The 15,375-nt window shown below is 73.4% G+C and carries 16 protein-coding genes; 11 read left to right on the top strand and 5 right to left on the bottom strand.

All coding sequences use genetic code 11. The features are described from left to right. Window positions 1-17 precede the first annotated feature (17 nt). Window positions 18-749 carry a lysophospholipid acyltransferase family protein gene (locus ACOTKD_RS23680; protein WP_424891013.1) on the top strand — a complete coding sequence of 244 codons (732 nt, stop codon included), beginning with the start codon at window positions 18-20 and terminating at the stop codon, window positions 747-749. Between the two features lie 102 nt (window positions 750-851). Here the strand turns inward: ACOTKD_RS23680 and ACOTKD_RS23675 are convergent, their stop codons facing one another. The 3 genes from ACOTKD_RS23675 to ACOTKD_RS23665 are packed head-to-tail and all read right to left on the bottom strand — an operon-like array spanning window position 852 to window position 4,113. Next, window positions 852-1,934 (bottom strand): threonine aldolase family protein, encoded by a 1,083-nt coding sequence (locus ACOTKD_RS23675; protein ID WP_424891012.1) that lies wholly within the window; start codon window positions 1,932-1,934, stop codon window positions 852-854. Further along, the gene (locus ACOTKD_RS23670) at window positions 1,931-2,692 is read right to left on the bottom strand and encodes an SDR family NAD(P)-dependent oxidoreductase (protein ID WP_424891011.1); all 762 of its coding nucleotides are present in this window, start codon (window positions 2,690-2,692) and stop codon (window positions 1,931-1,933) included. Before ACOTKD_RS23670 ends, ACOTKD_RS23675 begins: the two co-directional genes overlap by 4 nt. A gap of 23 nt (window positions 2,693-2,715) precedes the next feature. Continuing rightward, window positions 2,716-4,113 carry a DUF6421 family protein gene (locus tag ACOTKD_RS23665; protein ID WP_424891010.1) on the bottom strand — a complete coding sequence of 466 codons (1,398 nt, stop codon included), beginning with the start codon at window positions 4,111-4,113 and terminating at the stop codon, window positions 2,716-2,718. Window positions 4,114-4,483: 370 nt separating this feature from the next. Here ACOTKD_RS23665 and ACOTKD_RS23660 point away from each other — a divergent pair, with 370 nt between their 5' ends. The 3 genes from ACOTKD_RS23660 to ACOTKD_RS23650 are packed head-to-tail and all read left to right on the top strand — an operon-like array spanning window position 4,484 to window position 7,082. Continuing rightward, window positions 4,484-5,419, top strand: a complete 936-nt coding sequence (locus ACOTKD_RS23660; protein ID WP_424891008.1) for an ABC transporter substrate-binding protein — start codon at window positions 4,484-4,486, stop codon at window positions 5,417-5,419. 35 nt (window positions 5,420-5,454) lie between these two features. After that, entirely contained in the window at window positions 5,455-6,333 is an 879-nt protein-coding gene (locus ACOTKD_RS23655) for an amino acid ABC transporter permease (RefSeq protein WP_424891072.1), read from the top strand. Next, window positions 6,330-7,082 carry an amino acid ABC transporter ATP-binding protein gene (locus tag ACOTKD_RS23650; protein WP_424891007.1) on the top strand — a complete coding sequence of 251 codons (753 nt, stop codon included), beginning with the start codon at window positions 6,330-6,332 and terminating at the stop codon, window positions 7,080-7,082. The genes ACOTKD_RS23655 and ACOTKD_RS23650 overlap by 4 nt, the downstream gene beginning before the upstream one ends. Window positions 7,083-7,207: 125 nt before the next feature. Here ACOTKD_RS23650 and ACOTKD_RS23645 read toward each other — a convergent pair whose 3' ends face one another. Further along, the gene (locus ACOTKD_RS23645) at window positions 7,208-7,750 is read right to left on the bottom strand and encodes a GNAT family N-acetyltransferase (protein WP_424891006.1); all 543 of its coding nucleotides are present in this window, start codon (window positions 7,748-7,750) and stop codon (window positions 7,208-7,210) included. 227 nt (window positions 7,751-7,977) lie between these two features. On the opposite strand from ACOTKD_RS23645, the gene ACOTKD_RS23640 reads away from it, so the two are divergent. The 6 genes from ACOTKD_RS23640 to ACOTKD_RS23615 all read left to right on the top strand — a co-directional run bounded on the left by ACOTKD_RS23640 (window position 7,978) and on the right by ACOTKD_RS23615 (window position 13,566). Then, complete coding sequence (locus ACOTKD_RS23640; RefSeq protein ID WP_424891005.1) at window positions 7,978-8,562, top strand: DUF5134 domain-containing protein; 585 nt, start codon at window positions 7,978-7,980, stop codon at window positions 8,560-8,562. 86 nt (window positions 8,563-8,648) lie between these two features. Then, window positions 8,649-9,599, top strand: a complete 951-nt coding sequence (locus tag ACOTKD_RS23635; RefSeq protein WP_424891004.1) for a M56 family metallopeptidase — start codon at window positions 8,649-8,651, stop codon at window positions 9,597-9,599. Window positions 9,600-9,682: 83 nt separating this feature from the next. Then, the gene (locus ACOTKD_RS23630; RefSeq protein ID WP_424891003.1) at window positions 9,683-10,411 is read left to right on the top strand and encodes a phosphatase PAP2 family protein; all 729 of its coding nucleotides are present in this window, start codon (window positions 9,683-9,685) and stop codon (window positions 10,409-10,411) included. Between the two features lie 151 nt (window positions 10,412-10,562). Then, a complete protein-coding gene (locus tag ACOTKD_RS23625; protein ID WP_424891002.1) occupies window positions 10,563-11,258 on the top strand; it encodes an HAD family hydrolase in 696 nt (231 codons plus the stop codon). Window positions 11,259-11,460: 202 nt separating this feature from the next. Beyond that, a complete protein-coding gene (locus tag ACOTKD_RS23620) occupies window positions 11,461-12,078 on the top strand; it encodes a TetR/AcrR family transcriptional regulator (RefSeq protein WP_424891001.1) in 618 nt (205 codons plus the stop codon). 132 nt (window positions 12,079-12,210) lie between these two features. Further along, window positions 12,211-13,566 (top strand): FAD-dependent oxidoreductase, encoded by a 1,356-nt coding sequence (locus ACOTKD_RS23615; RefSeq protein WP_424891000.1) that lies wholly within the window; start codon window positions 12,211-12,213, stop codon window positions 13,564-13,566. Between the two features lie 26 nt (window positions 13,567-13,592). On the opposite strand, the gene ACOTKD_RS23610 is transcribed toward ACOTKD_RS23615, so the two are convergent. Continuing rightward, the gene (locus ACOTKD_RS23610; protein ID WP_424890999.1) at window positions 13,593-13,958 is read right to left on the bottom strand and encodes an ArsR/SmtB family transcription factor; all 366 of its coding nucleotides are present in this window, start codon (window positions 13,956-13,958) and stop codon (window positions 13,593-13,595) included. Between the two features lie 161 nt (window positions 13,959-14,119). Here ACOTKD_RS23610 and ACOTKD_RS23605 point away from each other — a divergent pair, with 161 nt between their 5' ends. Then, window positions 14,120-15,214, top strand: a complete 1,095-nt coding sequence (locus ACOTKD_RS23605) for an NADH:flavin oxidoreductase/NADH oxidase (protein WP_424891071.1) — start codon at window positions 14,120-14,122, stop codon at window positions 15,212-15,214. Window positions 15,215-15,375: the final 161 nt, after the last annotated feature.

Below are 15,375 nucleotides of genomic sequence, written 5' to 3'. Positions count from 1 at the left end.
GGAAGGATCCTCCCCCGATGGCAGAGCTCGTCTACCCCCCGGTGATCGGTGTCGCCCGCACCATGTTCAAGGCGCTCGACCTGCGCTTCGACATCCAGGGCACCGAGAACGTCCCCGCGCGGGGCGGGGCGGTCCTGGTGAGCAACCACATCGGCTACCTCGACTTCATCTTCTGCGGGCTGGCCGCCCGCCCCGCCAAGCGGCTGGTGCGGTTCATGGCCAAGGAGTCCGTGTTCCGGCACAAGGTGTCGGGGCCGCTGATGCGGGCGATGAAGCACATCCCCGTGGACCGCGCGGCCGGCATGGACGCCTACAAGCACGCGCTGTCCGCACTGCGCTCCGGCGAGATCATCGGGGTGTTCCCGGAGGCGACGATCTCGCAGTCGTTCACGCTGAAGAACTTCAAGTCCGGCGCGGCGCGGCTCGCCCAGGAGGCCGGGGTGCCGCTGCTGCCGATGGCGCTGTGGGGCACGCAGCGGCTGTGGACCAAGGGCCACAAGCGCGACCTGGGCCGCAACCACGTGCCGATCTCGATACGGGTCGGCGAGCCGATGACCCCCGAGGCCGGCGAGCACCCGGACACCCTCAGCGACCGCCTGCGCTCGCGCGTCCAGGAGCTCCTGGAGACGGCGCAGCGCGCCTACCCGGTGCGGCCGAAGGACGCGGACGACACCTGGTGGATCCCGGCGCACCTCGGCGGCACGGCGCCCTCGCCGGATCTGGCGGCGGCGATGGACCGGCGCCGCTAGAGCGGCACCCGGTCACAGCCGCCGGGGCGCACCCGGACACGGCAAGGGGCGCCCGGCCGCACACGCGGCCGGGCGCCCTTTCGCCTTCGCCGGGGGCCGCTGCTACTGCCGGCCCATCTCCTCGGCCAGGGCCGCCGCGAACGCGTCGACGTCGCCCTCGGTGGTGTCGAAGGAGCACATCCAGCGGACGTCGCCGGCCGCCTCGTCCCAGAAGTAGAAGCGGTAGCGCTTCTGCAGGCGCTCGCTCACGTCGTGCGGGAGCCGGGCGAAGACGGCGTTGGACTGCACCGGGTGCAGGATCTCCACGCCCTCGACGGCCCGTACGCGCTCGGCCAGGCGCGCGGCCATGGCGTTGGCGTGCGAGGCGCTGCGCAGCCACAGGTCGCCGCTGAGCAGGGCCTCGAACTGGGCCGAGACGAAGCGCATCTTGGACGCGAGCTGCATGGACATCTTGCGCAGGTGCTTCATCGCCCGCACCGCGTCCGGGTTGAGGACGACGACGCACTCGCCGAAGACCAGGCCGTTCTTGGTGCCGCCGAAGGAGAGCAGGTCCACTCCGGCGTCGGTGGTGAAGGCCCGCAGGGGGACGCCCAGGGTGGCCGCGGCGTTGGCGATCCGCGAGCCGTCCAGGTGGACCTTCATGCCCCGCTCGTGGGCGTGGTCGCAGATCTCGCGGATCTCCTCGGGCGTGTAGCACGTGCCCAGCTCGGTGGTCTGCGTGATCGAGACGACCTGCGGCTGCGCCCGGTGCTCGTCGTCCCAGCCGAAGGCCTCGCGGTCGATGAGCTCCGGGGTGAGCTTGCCGTGCTCGGTGGGCACGTGCAGCAGCTTCAGCCCGCCGACGCGCTCGGGCGCCCCGCACTCGTCGACGTTGATGTGCGCGGAGGAGGCGCAGATCACCGCGCCCCAGCGCTCGGTCGCGGCCTGGAGGGCGACGACGTTGGCGCCCGTGCCGTTGAAGACCGGGAACGCCTCGGCGGTGGGGCCGAAGTGCCCCCGCATCACGTCCTGGAGGTGGGCGGTGTAGTCGTCCTCGCCGTAGGCGACCTGGTGCCCGCCGTTGGCGACGGCGAGCGCCACGAGGATCTCGGGGTGGGCGCCCGCGTAGTTGTCGCTGGCGAAGCCGCGCACCTCGGGGTCGTGGCGGCGTATGGCGTCGGTCGCTGCCGACGGGGTCGTGCTCACGCTTGCGGAGTCAGCCACAGACGGGTTCCGTTCACTTCCTGGGCGGGCTTCTCCCAGACGCCGACGATCGCCTCGGCGAGGTCCTTGACGTCGGTGAAGCCCGCGAACTTCGCGTTCGGGCGCTCGGCGCGCATGGCGTCGTGCACCAGTGCCTTGACGATCAGAATGGTGGCCGCGGCCGGCGGCGCCCCCTCGCCCCCCGCCTTGCGGAAGGAGTCGGCGAGCGCGAGCGTCCACGCCTCGGCGGCGGCCTTGGAGGCGGAGTACGCGGCGTTGCCCGCGGTGGGCTTGCTGGCGCCCGCGGCGCTGACCAGCACGAAGCGGCCGTTGCCGCTGCGCTGGAGGGCCGGCTCGAAGGCGAGCGAAGTGTGCTGCACAGTGCGGATGAGCAGCTTCTCGAGCAGTTCCCAGTCGGCGAGGTCGGTCTCGGCGAAGGTCGCCGAGCCGCGCCAGCCGCCCACCAGGTGGACCAGGCCGTCGACGCGGCCGAACTCCTTCTCGGTGCGGTCCACCCAGCTGCGGGTGGCCTCCAGGTCGAGGAGGTCGACGGTGTCACCGGTGACCGTGGCGCCGCCGTGGGCGTAGCGGGCGGCGTCGACGGCCTCCGCGAGGCGGGCCGCGTCCGCATCGGCGGCGACGACCGTCGCCCCGGCCTCGGCCAGGCGCAGCAGGGTGGCGCGGCCGGCGGGGCCGGCGGCACCCGCCACTGCCACGACGGCACCGTCCAGCGGGCCGTTGCCGTTGGTGGGAGTGCTCATGGTCGTCTCCTTCGTCTGCTCGCTCACGCGGCCACCCGCTCGGCCTTCGCCGCGGTGATCCCCTTGGTCGAGGCGATCACGTGACGCAGCTTCTTGGCAAGCGCCTCGTAGAACATGCTGAGCGGGAACTCGTCCGGGAGCACGTCGTCCACGAGCTTGCGGGGCGGCTGGGTGAGGTCGAGGGCCTCGGGGCCCTTGGCCCAGACGGAGCCGGGGTGCGGGGGGAGGTAGGAGGAGACCAGCTCGTAGGCGGCGAGCCAGTGGACCAGCTTGGGGCGGTCGATGCCGTCGCGGTAGAGCTTCTCGATCTCGCCGCAGAGCTGGTTGGTGATCTGCGGGGCGCGGTCCCAGTCGATGTGGAGGGTGTTGTCCGTCCAGCGTACGACGTCGTGGCGGTGGAGGTACGCGAAGAGGAGCTGGCCGCCGAGGCCGTCGTAGTTGCGGACGCGGTCGCCGGTGACCGGGAAGCGGAACATCCGGTCGAAGAGGACGGCGTACTGCACGTCGCGGCCGTGGGCGTTGCCCTCGGCCTCCAGCTTCACGGCCTCCTTGAAGGCGGTGAGGTCGCAGCGGAGCTCCTCCAGGCCGTACATCCAGAACGGCTGCCGCTGCTTGATCATGAAGGGGTCGAAGGGCAGGTCGCCGTGGCTGTGGGTGCGGTCGTGGACCATGTCCCACAGGACGAAGGCCTGCTCACAGCGGTGCTGGTCGCCGATCATGGCCTGGATGTCGGCGGGGAGCTCCAGGCCGAGGGCGGCGACGGCCGCCTCGGTGACGCGGCGGAAGCGGGCCGCCTCGCGGTCGCAGAAGATGCCGCCCCAGGTGAAGCGCTCGGGGGCCTCGCGGACGGCGATGGTCTCCGGGAAGAGGACGGCGGAGTTGGTGTCGTAGCCCGCGGTGAAGTCCTCGAAGGTGATGCCGAGGAAGAGCGGGTTGTCGTAGCGGGTGCGCTCCAGCTCGGCCAGCCACTCGGGCCAGACGACGCGCAGGACGACGGCCTCGAGGTTGCGGTCGGGGTTGCCGTTCTGCGTGTACATCGGGAAGACGACGAGGTGCTGGAGGCCGTCGGCGCGCCGGGCGGCGGGCTGGAAGGCCAGGAGCGAGTCCAGGAAGTCGGGCACGCCGAAGCCGGCCTCCGCCCAGCGGCGCAGGTCGGCCACGAGGGCCTCGTGGTACGCGGCGTCGTGCGGGACGAGCGGCGAGAGCCGCTCGACGGCCGTGACGACGCGGTCCAGCTGGGCCCGGACGGCCTCGCCCGGTGGCGCGTCCTCCGCGGTGAAGTCGATGGAGCCGTCCTGGGACTGCCACGGCCGGATTGTTTCCACGGCGTCCTTGAGCTCGGCCCACGCGGGGTGATCGATCACCGGCTCGGCGGTCGATTCGTCGGCCCGTATCGCCGTGGACGCAAGGATTTCCGTCATGGCTGCTCCTCCTCGGGAGAACTTGGCGTTAAGACACCGTATCCGTGCGCGCTTCTCCTGCTCAAGAGGGGAGGCCACAAATTATCCTGCCGACCCCCAGGTCAGGCCGCCGTTTTTCCTGCAGGCCTCCGCCATATGTGTTCCCGGATCCACAATTCCGACACATTAGCCCCAGCAGTCCCGTGCACTGTCCTAGTCGAGTTCCAGCCATTCCGGGTCGTCCCGACGGCCCCGGGGCCCGCCCTCCCACGTCCTCCGGGCCTACCCGCGCGCCGCCGGTGAATTCACGAAGGCGCAACAGTCTTCCGGTATTCGGACGGTCGGTGGCCTGACCTGGACAGACCGATGATCACGCTGCCAGTCTCGCGCCATGCCCGTCGCCCACCGGCCCACGCGCCGCACCGCCACCCAGGCCACGCCCTCCGCAGCCCGCCGCACGGCCCCGGTCGCCGCCTGCCTCGCCGTCCTCCTCGCGGCCGCCGCCGGCTGCGCTCCCCAGGACGACAGCGGCTCCGGCTCCTCGAAGTCCTCCGCGGCGCCGCCCGCCGCGGCCGCGTGCACGAAGGGGAAGCTGGCCACGCAGGTCCCCGGCAAGCTGACCATGGGCACCGACAAGCCCGCCTACGCGCCCTGGTTCGAAGGCGACGACCCCTCGAACGGCAAGGGCTTCGAGTCGGCCGTCGCCTACGCCCTGGCCGAGCGGCTCGGGTACGACCGGGCCGACGTGGTCTGGCAGACCGTGCCCTTCAACACCGCCGTCGCCCCCGGCGCCAAGAAGTTCGACGTCGACCTCAACCAGATCTCCGTCAGCGACGAGCGCCGCCGCGCCGTCGACTTCTCCTCCGGCTACTACGACGTCCGCCAGGCCGTCGTCGCCCTGAAGGACTCCCCCGCCGCGAAGGCCGGGAGCGCTGCCGACCTCAAGCACGCGAAGCTCGGCGCCCAGGTCGGCACGACCAGCCTCGACGTCATCAACGACGTCATCGAGCCCGGCGAACGGCCCGCCGTCTTCCAGAAGAACGACTACGCCAAGACGGCGCTCAAGAACGGCCAGGTCGAGGCGATCGTCGTGGACCTGCCGACCGCCTTCTACATCACCTCCGCCGAGATCCAGGACGCCAGGATCGTCGGCCAGTTCGAGGCCGGGGGCGGCAAGCCCGAGCAGTTCGGTCTCGTCCTCGACAAGGGCAGCCGCCTCACCCCGTGCGTCAGCGGCGCCGTCGACTCCCTCCGCAAGGACGGCACGCTCGCCCGGCTGGAGAAGCAGTGGCTCTCCGAGGCCGCCGACGTGCCGGTGCTGAAGTGAGCGCCGGAGAAGCGGCCGCCGGGCCCGGGGACGCCGTGCCGTCCCTGGTGAAGGACGCCGCCCAGGACACCTACACCCCCTCCGCACGCCGCCTCGAACGGGAGCGCTTCAAACGGACCCGGGCGCGCCGCGCCACGGCCGTCGCCGCCTGCAGCACCCTGGTCACGGGCGCCGTCCTGTTCCTGGCCGTCGTCAACTCCCCCGGCTGGCCGCGCACCCGTGAAACGTTTCTGAACGGGCACTACGCGCGCGAGGCGCTGCCCAAGGTCCTGGAAGGCCTGTGGCTGAACCTCCGCCTGCTGGTCGTGTGCGGAGCGGCCGTGCTCGTCCTCGGCCTGCTGATCGCCGTCGCCCGCACGCTGCGCGGCCCGGTCTTCTTCCCGCTGCGCGCGCTCGCCACCGCCTACACCGACTTCTTCCGCGGGCTACCCCTGGTGATCTGCCTGCTGATGGTCGTCTTCGGCGTCCCGGCGCTGCGGCTCCAGGGGGTGACGACCGACCCGGTGCTGCTGGGCGGGACGGCGCTGGTACTGACCTACTCGGCGTACGTCGCCGAGGTCTTCCGCGCGGGCATCGAGTCCGTGCACCCCAGCCAGCGCGCCGCCGCCCGCTCGCTGGGCCTCAGCGCCCGGCAGACCCTGCGGTTCGTCATCCTCCCGCAGGCCGTGCGCAGGGTCGTGCCGCCGCTCCTGAACGACCTGGTCTCGCTGCAGAAGGACACCGGGCTCGTCTCGATCGCCGGCGCGGTGGACGCCGTCTACGCGGCCCAGATCCTTTCGAGCAAGAGCTTCAACTACACGCCGTACGTGGTCGCCGGGCTCATCTTCGTCGCCCTCACCATCCCCATGACCCGCTTCACCGACTGGGTCACGGCACGGACGGACCGCCGGCGGGCACAGGGAGGGATCGTATGAGCACGCAGCCCGTGCTGCGCCTCGAATCGGTGCGCAAGACCTTCGGCGGCACGGTCGTGCTGCGCGACGTGGACCTGGAGGTCGCCCCGCACACGGTGACCGCCCTCATCGGCGCCTCCGGCTCCGGCAAGTCGACGCTGCTGCGCTGCGCGAACCTGCTGGAGGAGATCGACGACGGGGCGATCCTGCTCGACGGCGAGGACATCACCGACCCGCGCGTCGACCCGGACACCGTCCGCCGCCGCATCGGCGTCGTCTTCCAGGCGTACAACCTCTTCCCGCACATGACCGTGCTCGACAACATCACGCTGGCCCCGCGACGGGTGCACGGCGTACCCCGCGCGGAGGCCGAGGAACGGGCCCGGGAGCTGCTGGAGCGGCTCGGCCTGGGCGGCAAGGCGGGCGAGTACCCCGACCGGCTCAGCGGCGGTCAGCAGCAGCGCGTGGCGATCGTCCGGGCGCTCGCGGGCCGGCCGCGGCTGCTGCTCCTGGACGAGGTCACGGCGGCCCTCGACCCCGAGCTGGTCGGCGAGGTCCTGGGCGTCGTGCGGGACCTCAAGGAGGACGGCATGACGATGGTCCTGGCCACACACGAGATGGGCTTCGCCAGGGACGTCGCCGACCAGGTGTGCTTCCTGGACGGCGGGGTCGTGCTGGAGCGCGGCACCCCCGAGGAGGTCTTCGGCCAGCCCCGCGAGGAACGCACCAGGAGGTTCCTGCGGCGGATCGTGGAGGCGGGCCGGCTCTGACGGCGCGCCGGTGACGAAGTAGCCGGTGACGAAGTAGCCGGTGACGAAGTAGCCGGTGACGAAGTAAGGGGCGCTGTCCATAGGACAGCGCCCCTTACCGTCTCGTCAGTCCCCTGATCGCGTCGTCAGACCAGTTCCTTGATCAGCAGCTCGAACTCCAGGTCGTCGCGCTGCGGGATGCCGAAGCGCTCGTCCCCGTACGGGAACGGGCTCATCCGCCCGGTGCGCCGGTATCCCCGGCGCTCGTACCAGGCGATCAGCTCGTCGCGCTGCTTGATGACGGTCATGTGCATCTCGGTGGCGCCCCACTCGGCACGGACCAGCCGCTCGGCCTCCGCGATGACCACCTTGCCGAGCCCGCCGCCCTGCATCTCCGGGCTGACGGCGAACATCCCGAAGTACGCGTGGGCACCGCGGTGTTCGAGCTGGCAGCAGGCCACTATCCGGCCGCCCCGCTCGACCACCAGCAGCCGGCTCGCCGGGTCCGTCACCACGGCCTCGACGCCCTCGGGGTCGGTGCGCTGGCCGTCCAGCAGGTCCGCCTCGGTCGTCCAGCCGGCGCGGCTCGCGTCACCGCGGTAGGCCGACTCGACGAGCTCCACGAGAACGGGCACGTCATCGGTGGTCGCGTCCCGGAAGCTCGTCTCGGTGCTGGTGGTGGTGTCCATCGTGTTCCTGGGGTCCTCTCCGTACGGCGGTTCCGGCTCCACGTGAACACTAACCCGGCCCCGGCGCGCGGCTGCCGCCCGCTTGCGCGCCCCTGACGTGCCACCGCGCGTGCGCGGGCGCACATCCATCCACCCGGTCCCCCTCATGTGCGCCCATGCGCCCCCATGTGCACTCGTCGCCCGGGGAATCAACCGGAGGTGGGTCTGCGCGTCCGGGGAGGTGTGCCGTGCACGGACCGCCGCTGATCGGCTGGCTGCTGGTGGCGCTGTGCGCCGCGACGGGCGCGTACTGCCTGGTGCGCCTCCACGCGGGCCCGGGAGGGGAGCGCCGGGCCGTCGGGAGCGACGCCCTCATGGGGCTCGGCATGGCCGCCATGGCCGTTCCGGCCACGGTCCTGGACACGCGGCCGTGGGGCGCCCTGCTGTTCGCCGTCGTCTTCGGGGCCGCCGGGGTGCACACGCTGGTGGCCGTCGCCCGGAGCCGCCTGGACACTCCTCACCTCCACCACGCCGTGGGCGCGTTCGCCATGGTCTACATGGCGCTGGCGATGGCCGGCGGCCCCGTGGGCGGAGGGAGCGTGCACGCGGGCACGACCGCACACGCCGCGGCGGCGCACGAGCCGGCCGGCACCCCGCTGCTGACGGGGCTGCTGCTGGTGTACTTCGCCGTGTACGTGGTCCGCACGGTGGCCGTCCTCGTCCCCGTCACCGTCGCCTCGGGGCAGCTCACGTGGCCGGGCCGGCCGGACCTCACGCACGCCTGCCGGCTGTCCATGGGCATCGGCATGCTGGCCATGCTGCTGACGCTCTGAGCGCGCGCCCCGGCCGCCCGTGGCATGCGTCACTTCGCGAACGGGACCGTACCCCTGCCCGCGCCGCCGCTCATAGGCTGACGGCCATGATGGTCCCGCTCGCGCTGCTGGTCCTCGGCGCACTGGTCGCGGCGCTGGCGCCGCGTGTGCTGACGCGCTCCGACTGGCCCGACCGCGAACCGGTCGTGGCGCTGTGGGTGTGGCAGTGCGCGGTGGCGGCCGTGCTGCTGTGCTGTCTGCTCGCCATGGCGCTGAGCGCCGCCGCGGCCTGGGAGGCCGTGCGCGGGCACGTCTTCGCCGCCGCGCCGCACGGTGTGGTCGAGGCGTACGCCCTCACCGCCTACGCCGCCTGGGCCGCTCCGCTGGCCCTGACGCTGGCGAGCGGCGCCGCGTGGACGGCGTGGATGCTGAGCCGCGAGATCCGCTGGGCGCGCGCCCGGCGCCGCAAGCGCCACGCGGAGCTGCTGGTGCGCTCCCCTCTGCTGCCCGGCGAGGAGCCCGGCGAGGACCGGCTCGTGGTCCTGGAGGGCGACCGCCCGGACGCCTGGTGGCTGCCCGGCGGCCCGGCACCCCAGCTGGTGATCACGACGGGTGCGCTGCGCCGCCTCAAGGGCTCGCAGCTGGATGCGGTGCTGGCCCACGAGCAGGGGCACGCCCGGGCCCGGCACCACTGGCTGCTGCACGTCTCCTCGGCGCTCGCCAACGGCTTCCCGCAGGTGCCGGTGTTCGCGGCGTTCCGCGACCAGGTGCACCACCTGGTGGAGCTGGCGGCGGACGATGCCGCGTCGCGCCGCTTCGGCCGGCTGACGACCGCCCTGGCCCTGGTGGAGCTGAACGAGGACCGCGGGGTGTTCGGGCCGTGCCCGTCCCGGCTGTCCCAGGTGCCGACGCGAGTGCAGCGGCTGCTGGCCCCCGCGCCCCGGCTGACGGCCGCGCGGCGGCTGCGGCTGACGGCGGTGGCGTCCCTGGTGCCGGCGGTCCCGCTGCTGGTCACGTTCATGCCGGGCCTGAGCGCACTGAGCCGGTCCGGCTCGTAAGCGCGGCGCGGCCGGATCGCCGGGGACGGGCGGTCGTTGCGAACGAGTAGCCCTGCCGGCGCACCATGGGCCACGATCACCCCATGCACGCCCCGCCGCGGCCTTCGCCCGCACTCCCCCGCTCCCCTTCCCGCACGTCCGCCCGGCCGGTGGCGCTCCGCACCGGCCTCGTCCTCGCCGCCGTGTTCGGCGTGCTGCTGGCCCTGGTGGCCTGCGCGTGGGAGCCGCTCGTCTCGCTCGACCGGCACGTCGCGGACGGGCTGCACCCCGTGGCCGTGGAGCACCGCGGCTGGACGCGGTGCGTGCGTGTGCTCTCCGACTGGCTGTGGGACCCCTGGACGATGCGCGCCGCCCTGGCCGTCGCCGCGCTGTGGCTCGCACGGCGGCGCGACTGGCTGCTCTGCGCCTGGATCGCCGGCACGTCGGCCCTGGGCACCGCGCTCCAGCAGGGGCTCAAAGCGGCGGTGGGACGGGCCCGTCCGAGCTGGCCGGACCCGGTGGCGACCGCGCACTACGCGGCGTTCCCCTCGGGGCACGCCCTGACGGCGACGGTCGCCTGCGGGCTCCTCGTGTGGCTCCTGTGGCGGCACGGCGTCCGGGCGGCGGGGCTGCGGGCCGCTCTGGCGGCCGGCGCGGTGTCGGTACTCGGGGTCGGCTTCACCCGGCTGTACCTGGGGGTCCACTGGCTGTCGGACGTCGTGGGCGGATGGCTGCTGGGCGGAGCGCTGGTGGCGGTCTCCGCGGGGTTGTTCGGCACGCTGACGGGCAGGCGGGCGGAGGGGGCGGGAACGGGTGGCGCAGTGCGGCCGTGAGCCGATTCGCGGTCTGCGGCCACCATGCCCTGCCCCCGTGCGACGCTGGCCTCTCTGACATCAAGCCGGCTTCTCCTGCATCAAGCCGGCTTCTCCGACAGCGATCAATGAGCCCGCCGTCCGCTCGCACGGACGGGGGCGAGGGGGCGTCATGACGGTCAAGGGTGTGCTCTTCGACTTCTCCGGCACGCTGTTCCGGGTCGAGTCGGCCGTGTCGTGGCTGACCGCGGCGCTGGAGCGGACGGGCGTACTGATGGGTGAGACCGACGTGGCCGGGGCCGCCCGGCAGTTGGAGGAGGCGGGCGCGCTCCCGGGCGGAACGCCGCCGCGCTCCGTACCGCCGCACCTGACCGGGGCGTGGGCCGCGCGCGACCGCAGCGCGGAGGAGCACCGTGCCGCGTACACCGGGCTGGCGCGCGAGGTGCCGCTGCCCCGGCCCGAGGTCTACGACGCGCTGTACGAGCGCCACATGGAGCCGGCCGCCTGGCGCCCGTACGCCGATGCGGCCGGTGTCCTCGGTGAACTGCGGCAGCGCGGTGTGCGAACGGCCGTGGTCAGCAACGTCGGCTGGGATCTGCGGCCGGTGTTCCTGGCGCACGGCCTCGACACATGGGTGGACGCCTATGTCCTGTCCTTCGAGCACGGCGTGCAGAAGCCCGATCCACGGCTGTTCCTGGCGGCCTGTCAGGCGCTCGGATTGGCTCCCGGGGAAGTGCTGATGGTGGGGGACGACCGCCGGGCCGACGGTGGCGCCGCAGCGCTGGGCTGTGCGGTGCATCTGGTGGACCATCTGCCCGTCGAGGAGCGGCCGGCGGGCCTGCGGCCGGTGCTCGGACTGGCCGGCTGACGGCCGCCGGCAGGCTTGCCGGCGAAGCCTGCTGCTGATGACGTCCCCGTAGCCGTATGAGCCCGCCACGCTGGTCTGGGCGGTCCCCCGCGCCGCCCAGGCCAGCCGGCACACCGGAGTCGTACCACGCCGGGGGCGGGCAGGACGGCCGGACAGCCCCTGAGTATATTGGCCCGGAGCCAGTCAACGCAGGAGTTATGGAATGTCCCCGCGCAGCGCGTCGGCCAACGAGGAGATGCGCCGCCGTTCCCGTGAGCGGCTGCTCCGGGCGACGGTCGAGCTCATCGGTGAACGCGGGTACGAGGCGACGACGCTCGCCGACATCGCCGACCGGGCGGGCACGGCGCGCGGCCTCGTCTCGTACTACTTCCCGGGCAAGCGGCAGTTGCTGCAGTCCGCGGTGCACCGTGTGATGCACTTGGAGCTCGAGGCCGGCCTGGAGCGCGCCCCGTGCGCCCGGGACGGCCGCGAGCGCCTCGCCCGCGCGATCGACGCGATCCTCGGGCTCGCGCGGGACCGGCCGCTGCTGATGCGCACCCACATGGCCGGAATCCTCCAGGCGGAAGGATTCATCCAGTGTCCCGAGCAGCAGCGCCTCGCGCACCTGCTGCACGACACGGTGGCGGCCTACGGCTCCCCCGACCCCGACACGGACTACCCGCTGCTGCGCGCGCTGCTGATGGGCGCGGTCGTGGCGGTCCTGCTGCCGGGCGCCCCCATGCCGTTCGAACGCCTGCGCGCGGAGCTGTTCCAGCGCTACGGGCTCGACTGGGAGCTGGGCGTCCCGCCCGGCCCCGAGCCGCCGCCCGCGGGCACCTGAGCCGCGGCCCCGCCCCGTCCGGCCCTCCCGAACCGGCCACGCCCGCCTGTCGCCCTGCCGTCCCGCGCCCCCCGGTGCGATCCTGGAGGGACCTGCGGGACACCTGCGGAGATCCGCGGAAAGGGGCCCACCGTGCTTCGCATCGCCGTCGTCGGGTCGGGGCCGAGCGGGGTCTACACCGCTCAGGCCCTGGTGCAGCAGCAGGACGTCCCCGGCGTGACGGTGGACGTGCTGGACCGGCTGCCCTGCCCGTACGGGCTGGTGCGCTACGGCGTCGCGCCCGACCACGAGAAGATCAAGTCGCTGCAGAACAACCTGCGGGCCGCCATGGAGCACCCGGGCATCCACTTCTTCGGCAACGTCCCGGTGGGCGACGGCCCCCGCGGCCTCGCGCCGCGCAGGCTGCTGGAGCTGTACCACGCGGTGGTCTACTGCGTCGGGGCCGCGACCGACCGGCGTCTCGGCATCCCCGGCGAGGACCTGCCCGGCAGCTTCTCGGCCACGGAGTTCGTCTCCTGGTACAGCGCCCATCCGGACGCGGCGCCGGACGGGTTCGTGCTGGGCGCGCGCTCCGCGGTCGTCATCGGCGTGGGGAACGTCGCCGTCGACGTGGCCCGCGTGCTGGGGCGCGGCCCCGGCGAGCTGCACCACACCGACGTGCCGGACGCCGCCCTGGGCGCGCTCGCGGAGAGCCGGGTGACGGACATCCACATGGTCGGCCGGCGCGGGCCGTCGCAGGCGAAGTTCACCACGAAGGAGCTGCGCGAGCTGGGCGCACTGCCGGGCGCGGAGCCGCTCGTACGGGCCGGGGAGGCGGCGCTCGACCCCGCATGGGCCGACCCCGGCGGGCTGCCCGCGGCGGGGCGGCGCAACGTCGAGGTCCTGCGCGACTGGGCCGGACGCCCTCCGGCGGACCGGCCACGCCGCATCCACCTGCGGTTCTTCCTCCGGCCCGTCGCCCTGCTCGGCGATGGGGCGGTGCGCGCCGTGCGCTTCGAGCGGACGGCCCCGGACGGTCGCGGAGGCATCGCCGGGACCGGTGAGTTCGAGGACGTCGAGGCGCAGTTGGTGCTGCGCTCGGTGGGTTACCGCGGTGTGCCGATCGCGGGCCTGCCGTTCGACGGCGAGCTGGGGACCGTGCCGCACGCGGAAGGCCGGGTGCTGCGGGACGGCGCACCGTCGCCCGGCGAGTACGTGGCGGGGTGGATCAAGCGCGGTCCGACGGGCGTGATCGGCACGAACCGCTCGTGCGCGAAGGAGACGGTGACGTCCCTGCTGGCCGACGCCGCGGCGCTCGCGGAGCGGACGCCCGCGACCGCCGAGGAGGCGCGGGCCGCCCTGCGGGCGGCGGGGCGGCAGCCCGTGGAGTGGCCGGGCTGGCTGGGCATCGAGGCCGCGGAGGCCGCTCTCGGCCGGCGGCTGGGGCGCGGGCCGGTGAAGATCCCGGACTGGGCAGGGCTGCTGTCCGCGGCGCGCGCCGGCGGCTGACGCCCCCCCCGGGCCGGAGTTTCCCGTCAGGGCGCGGCATCCAGGCGGGACGCCTGGAGCGACGCCGCCGTGAGGACGGAGTCGAGCAGCCCGGGGAACAGCTCTTCGAGGTCGTCGCGGCGCAGGGCGTTCATCTTGGCGGTGCCCCGGTAGATCTGCCGGACCACGCCGTTCTCGCGCAGCACGCGGAAGTGGTGGGTCGTCGTCGACTTGCTGACGGGGAGGTCGAAGACCGAGCAGTTCAACTCGCCCTCCTCCGCGGCGAGCTCACGCACGATCTGCAGGCGCATGGGGTCGGAGAGCGCGTGCAGCACGCCCTCCAGGTGGATGTCCGTGCGGTCGGGGTGCTCCAGGGTGCGGACGCCCGACGACGGCTGTTTCTGCGCTGACACGGCAGCTCCTCCAGGTGCGCCGGGAATCTCCACGACGCGCTCATTGTACGAGGACCCTCGTAGTTTGACATCTCTCGTAGTACGAGGGTTATCGTACGAGCAACCCGCCGTGGAGACCCCCGGCGCACCTGGAGGAGCCCGCTGTGACTGCCGTGACCGCCATGACCGCACTCTTCACTCCGTACGACCTGCGCTCGCTGACCATCCCCAACCGCGTCTGGATGGCCCCGATGTGCCAGTACAGCGCCGAGGCCTTCGGGCCGGGTGCCGGCGTCGCCCACGACTGGCACTTCACGCACTACGCCGCCCGCGCGACCGGCGGCGCGGGGCTGATCCTCGTGGAGGCGACCGCGGTCAGCCCCGAGGGCCGCATCAGCCCGGCCGACCTCGGGCTCTGGAACGACACCCAGGCCGGGGCGCTCCGCCGCATCGCCGCGTTCCTCAAGGAGCGCGGCACCGTGCCGGGCATCCAGCTCGGGCACGCCGGCCGCAAGGCGGCCACCGACCGGCCGTGGCGCGGCGGCGGGCCGGTGGGCCCGGACGAGGGCTGGCAGACGGTCGCCCCGAGCGCGCTGCCGTACGCACCGGGCCACCCCGTGCCCGAAGCGCTGACGGTGGAGCAGATCCAGCGGATCGTGCGGCAGTTCGCCGAGGCGGCGCAGCGCGCCCTGGCCGCCGGCTTCCAGGTCGTGGAGGTGCACGGCGCCCACGGCTACCTCATCCACGAGTTCCTGTCCCCGCTCAGCAACCGGCGCACCGACGCCTACGGGGGTTCGTTCGAGAACCGGGCGCGCTTCGCGCTGGAGGTCGTGGAAGCGGTGCGCGCGGTGTGGCCGGAGGAACTTCCGGTGTTCTTCCGGACGTCGGCGACGGACTGGATCGCGGAGAACCCCGAGGACGGGCGTGACGGCTGGACCGCCGACGACACCGTGCGCCTCGCGCGCGAGCTGCGGGTCCGCGGCGTGGACCTGATGGACGTCTCCACGGGCGGCATCACCTCCGGCATCCGCATCCCCACCGGCCCCGGCTACCAGGTCCCGTTCGCCCGCCGGGTCCGCGCGGAGGCGGGCCTGCCGACCGGCGCGGTCGGCCTGATCACCGAGCCGCAGCAGGCCGAGAAGATCCTCGCCGCCGGGGACGCCGACGCCGTCCTGCTCGGCCGCGAACTGCTCCGCGACCCGTACTGGCCCCACCGCGCGGCGGCCGCGCTCGGTGCGGCGAAGCGCATGCCCGACCAGTACGGCTGGGCCGTCTGAGACACAAGGGGCAGCCCTGGCGCGCGGGCCACACGTACGGCTGAATCCACCGGGCGGGAGCGGGCGGGCGTACGCGCTGCTCCCGCCCGGCCCGGCCGCCGGAGCCGGGATGCGGAAGCGACCCCTCCCTCGCGTACGATCCTAGACTTGCGCAACTGCCA

The sequence above is a fragment of the Streptomyces sp. XH2 genome (assembly GCF_049725035.1).
GTDB lineage: Bacteria > Actinomycetota > Actinomycetes > Streptomycetales > Streptomycetaceae > Streptomyces > Streptomyces roseoverticillatus.
This window is presented reverse-complemented; position numbering and strand designations above follow the sequence as displayed.

Coding starts and splice junctions, on each gene's coding strand:
- ACOTKD_RS23680 (WP_424891013.1), top strand. CDS start 18: ATGGCAGAGCTCGTCTACCCCCCGGTGATCGGTGTCGCCCGCACCATG.
- ACOTKD_RS23670 (WP_424891011.1), bottom strand. CDS start 2,692: ATGAGCACTCCCACCAACGGCAACGGCCCGCTGGACGGTGCCGTCGTG.
- ACOTKD_RS23665 (WP_424891010.1), bottom strand. CDS start 4,113: ATGACGGAAATCCTTGCGTCCACGGCGATACGGGCCGACGAATCGACC.
- ACOTKD_RS23660 (WP_424891008.1), top strand. CDS start 4,484: ATGCCCGTCGCCCACCGGCCCACGCGCCGCACCGCCACCCAGGCCACG.
- ACOTKD_RS23650 (WP_424891007.1), top strand. CDS start 6,330: ATGAGCACGCAGCCCGTGCTGCGCCTCGAATCGGTGCGCAAGACCTTC.
- ACOTKD_RS23645 (WP_424891006.1), bottom strand. CDS start 7,750: ATGGACACCACCACCAGCACCGAGACGAGCTTCCGGGACGCGACCACC.
- ACOTKD_RS23635 (WP_424891004.1), top strand. CDS start 8,649: ATGATGGTCCCGCTCGCGCTGCTGGTCCTCGGCGCACTGGTCGCGGCG.
- ACOTKD_RS23630 (WP_424891003.1), top strand. CDS start 9,683: ATGCACGCCCCGCCGCGGCCTTCGCCCGCACTCCCCCGCTCCCCTTCC.
- ACOTKD_RS23625 (WP_424891002.1), top strand. CDS start 10,563: ATGACGGTCAAGGGTGTGCTCTTCGACTTCTCCGGCACGCTGTTCCGG.
- ACOTKD_RS23620 (WP_424891001.1), top strand. CDS start 11,461: ATGTCCCCGCGCAGCGCGTCGGCCAACGAGGAGATGCGCCGCCGTTCC.
- ACOTKD_RS23605 (WP_424891071.1), top strand. CDS start 14,120: ATGACCGCACTCTTCACTCCGTACGACCTGCGCTCGCTGACCATCCCC.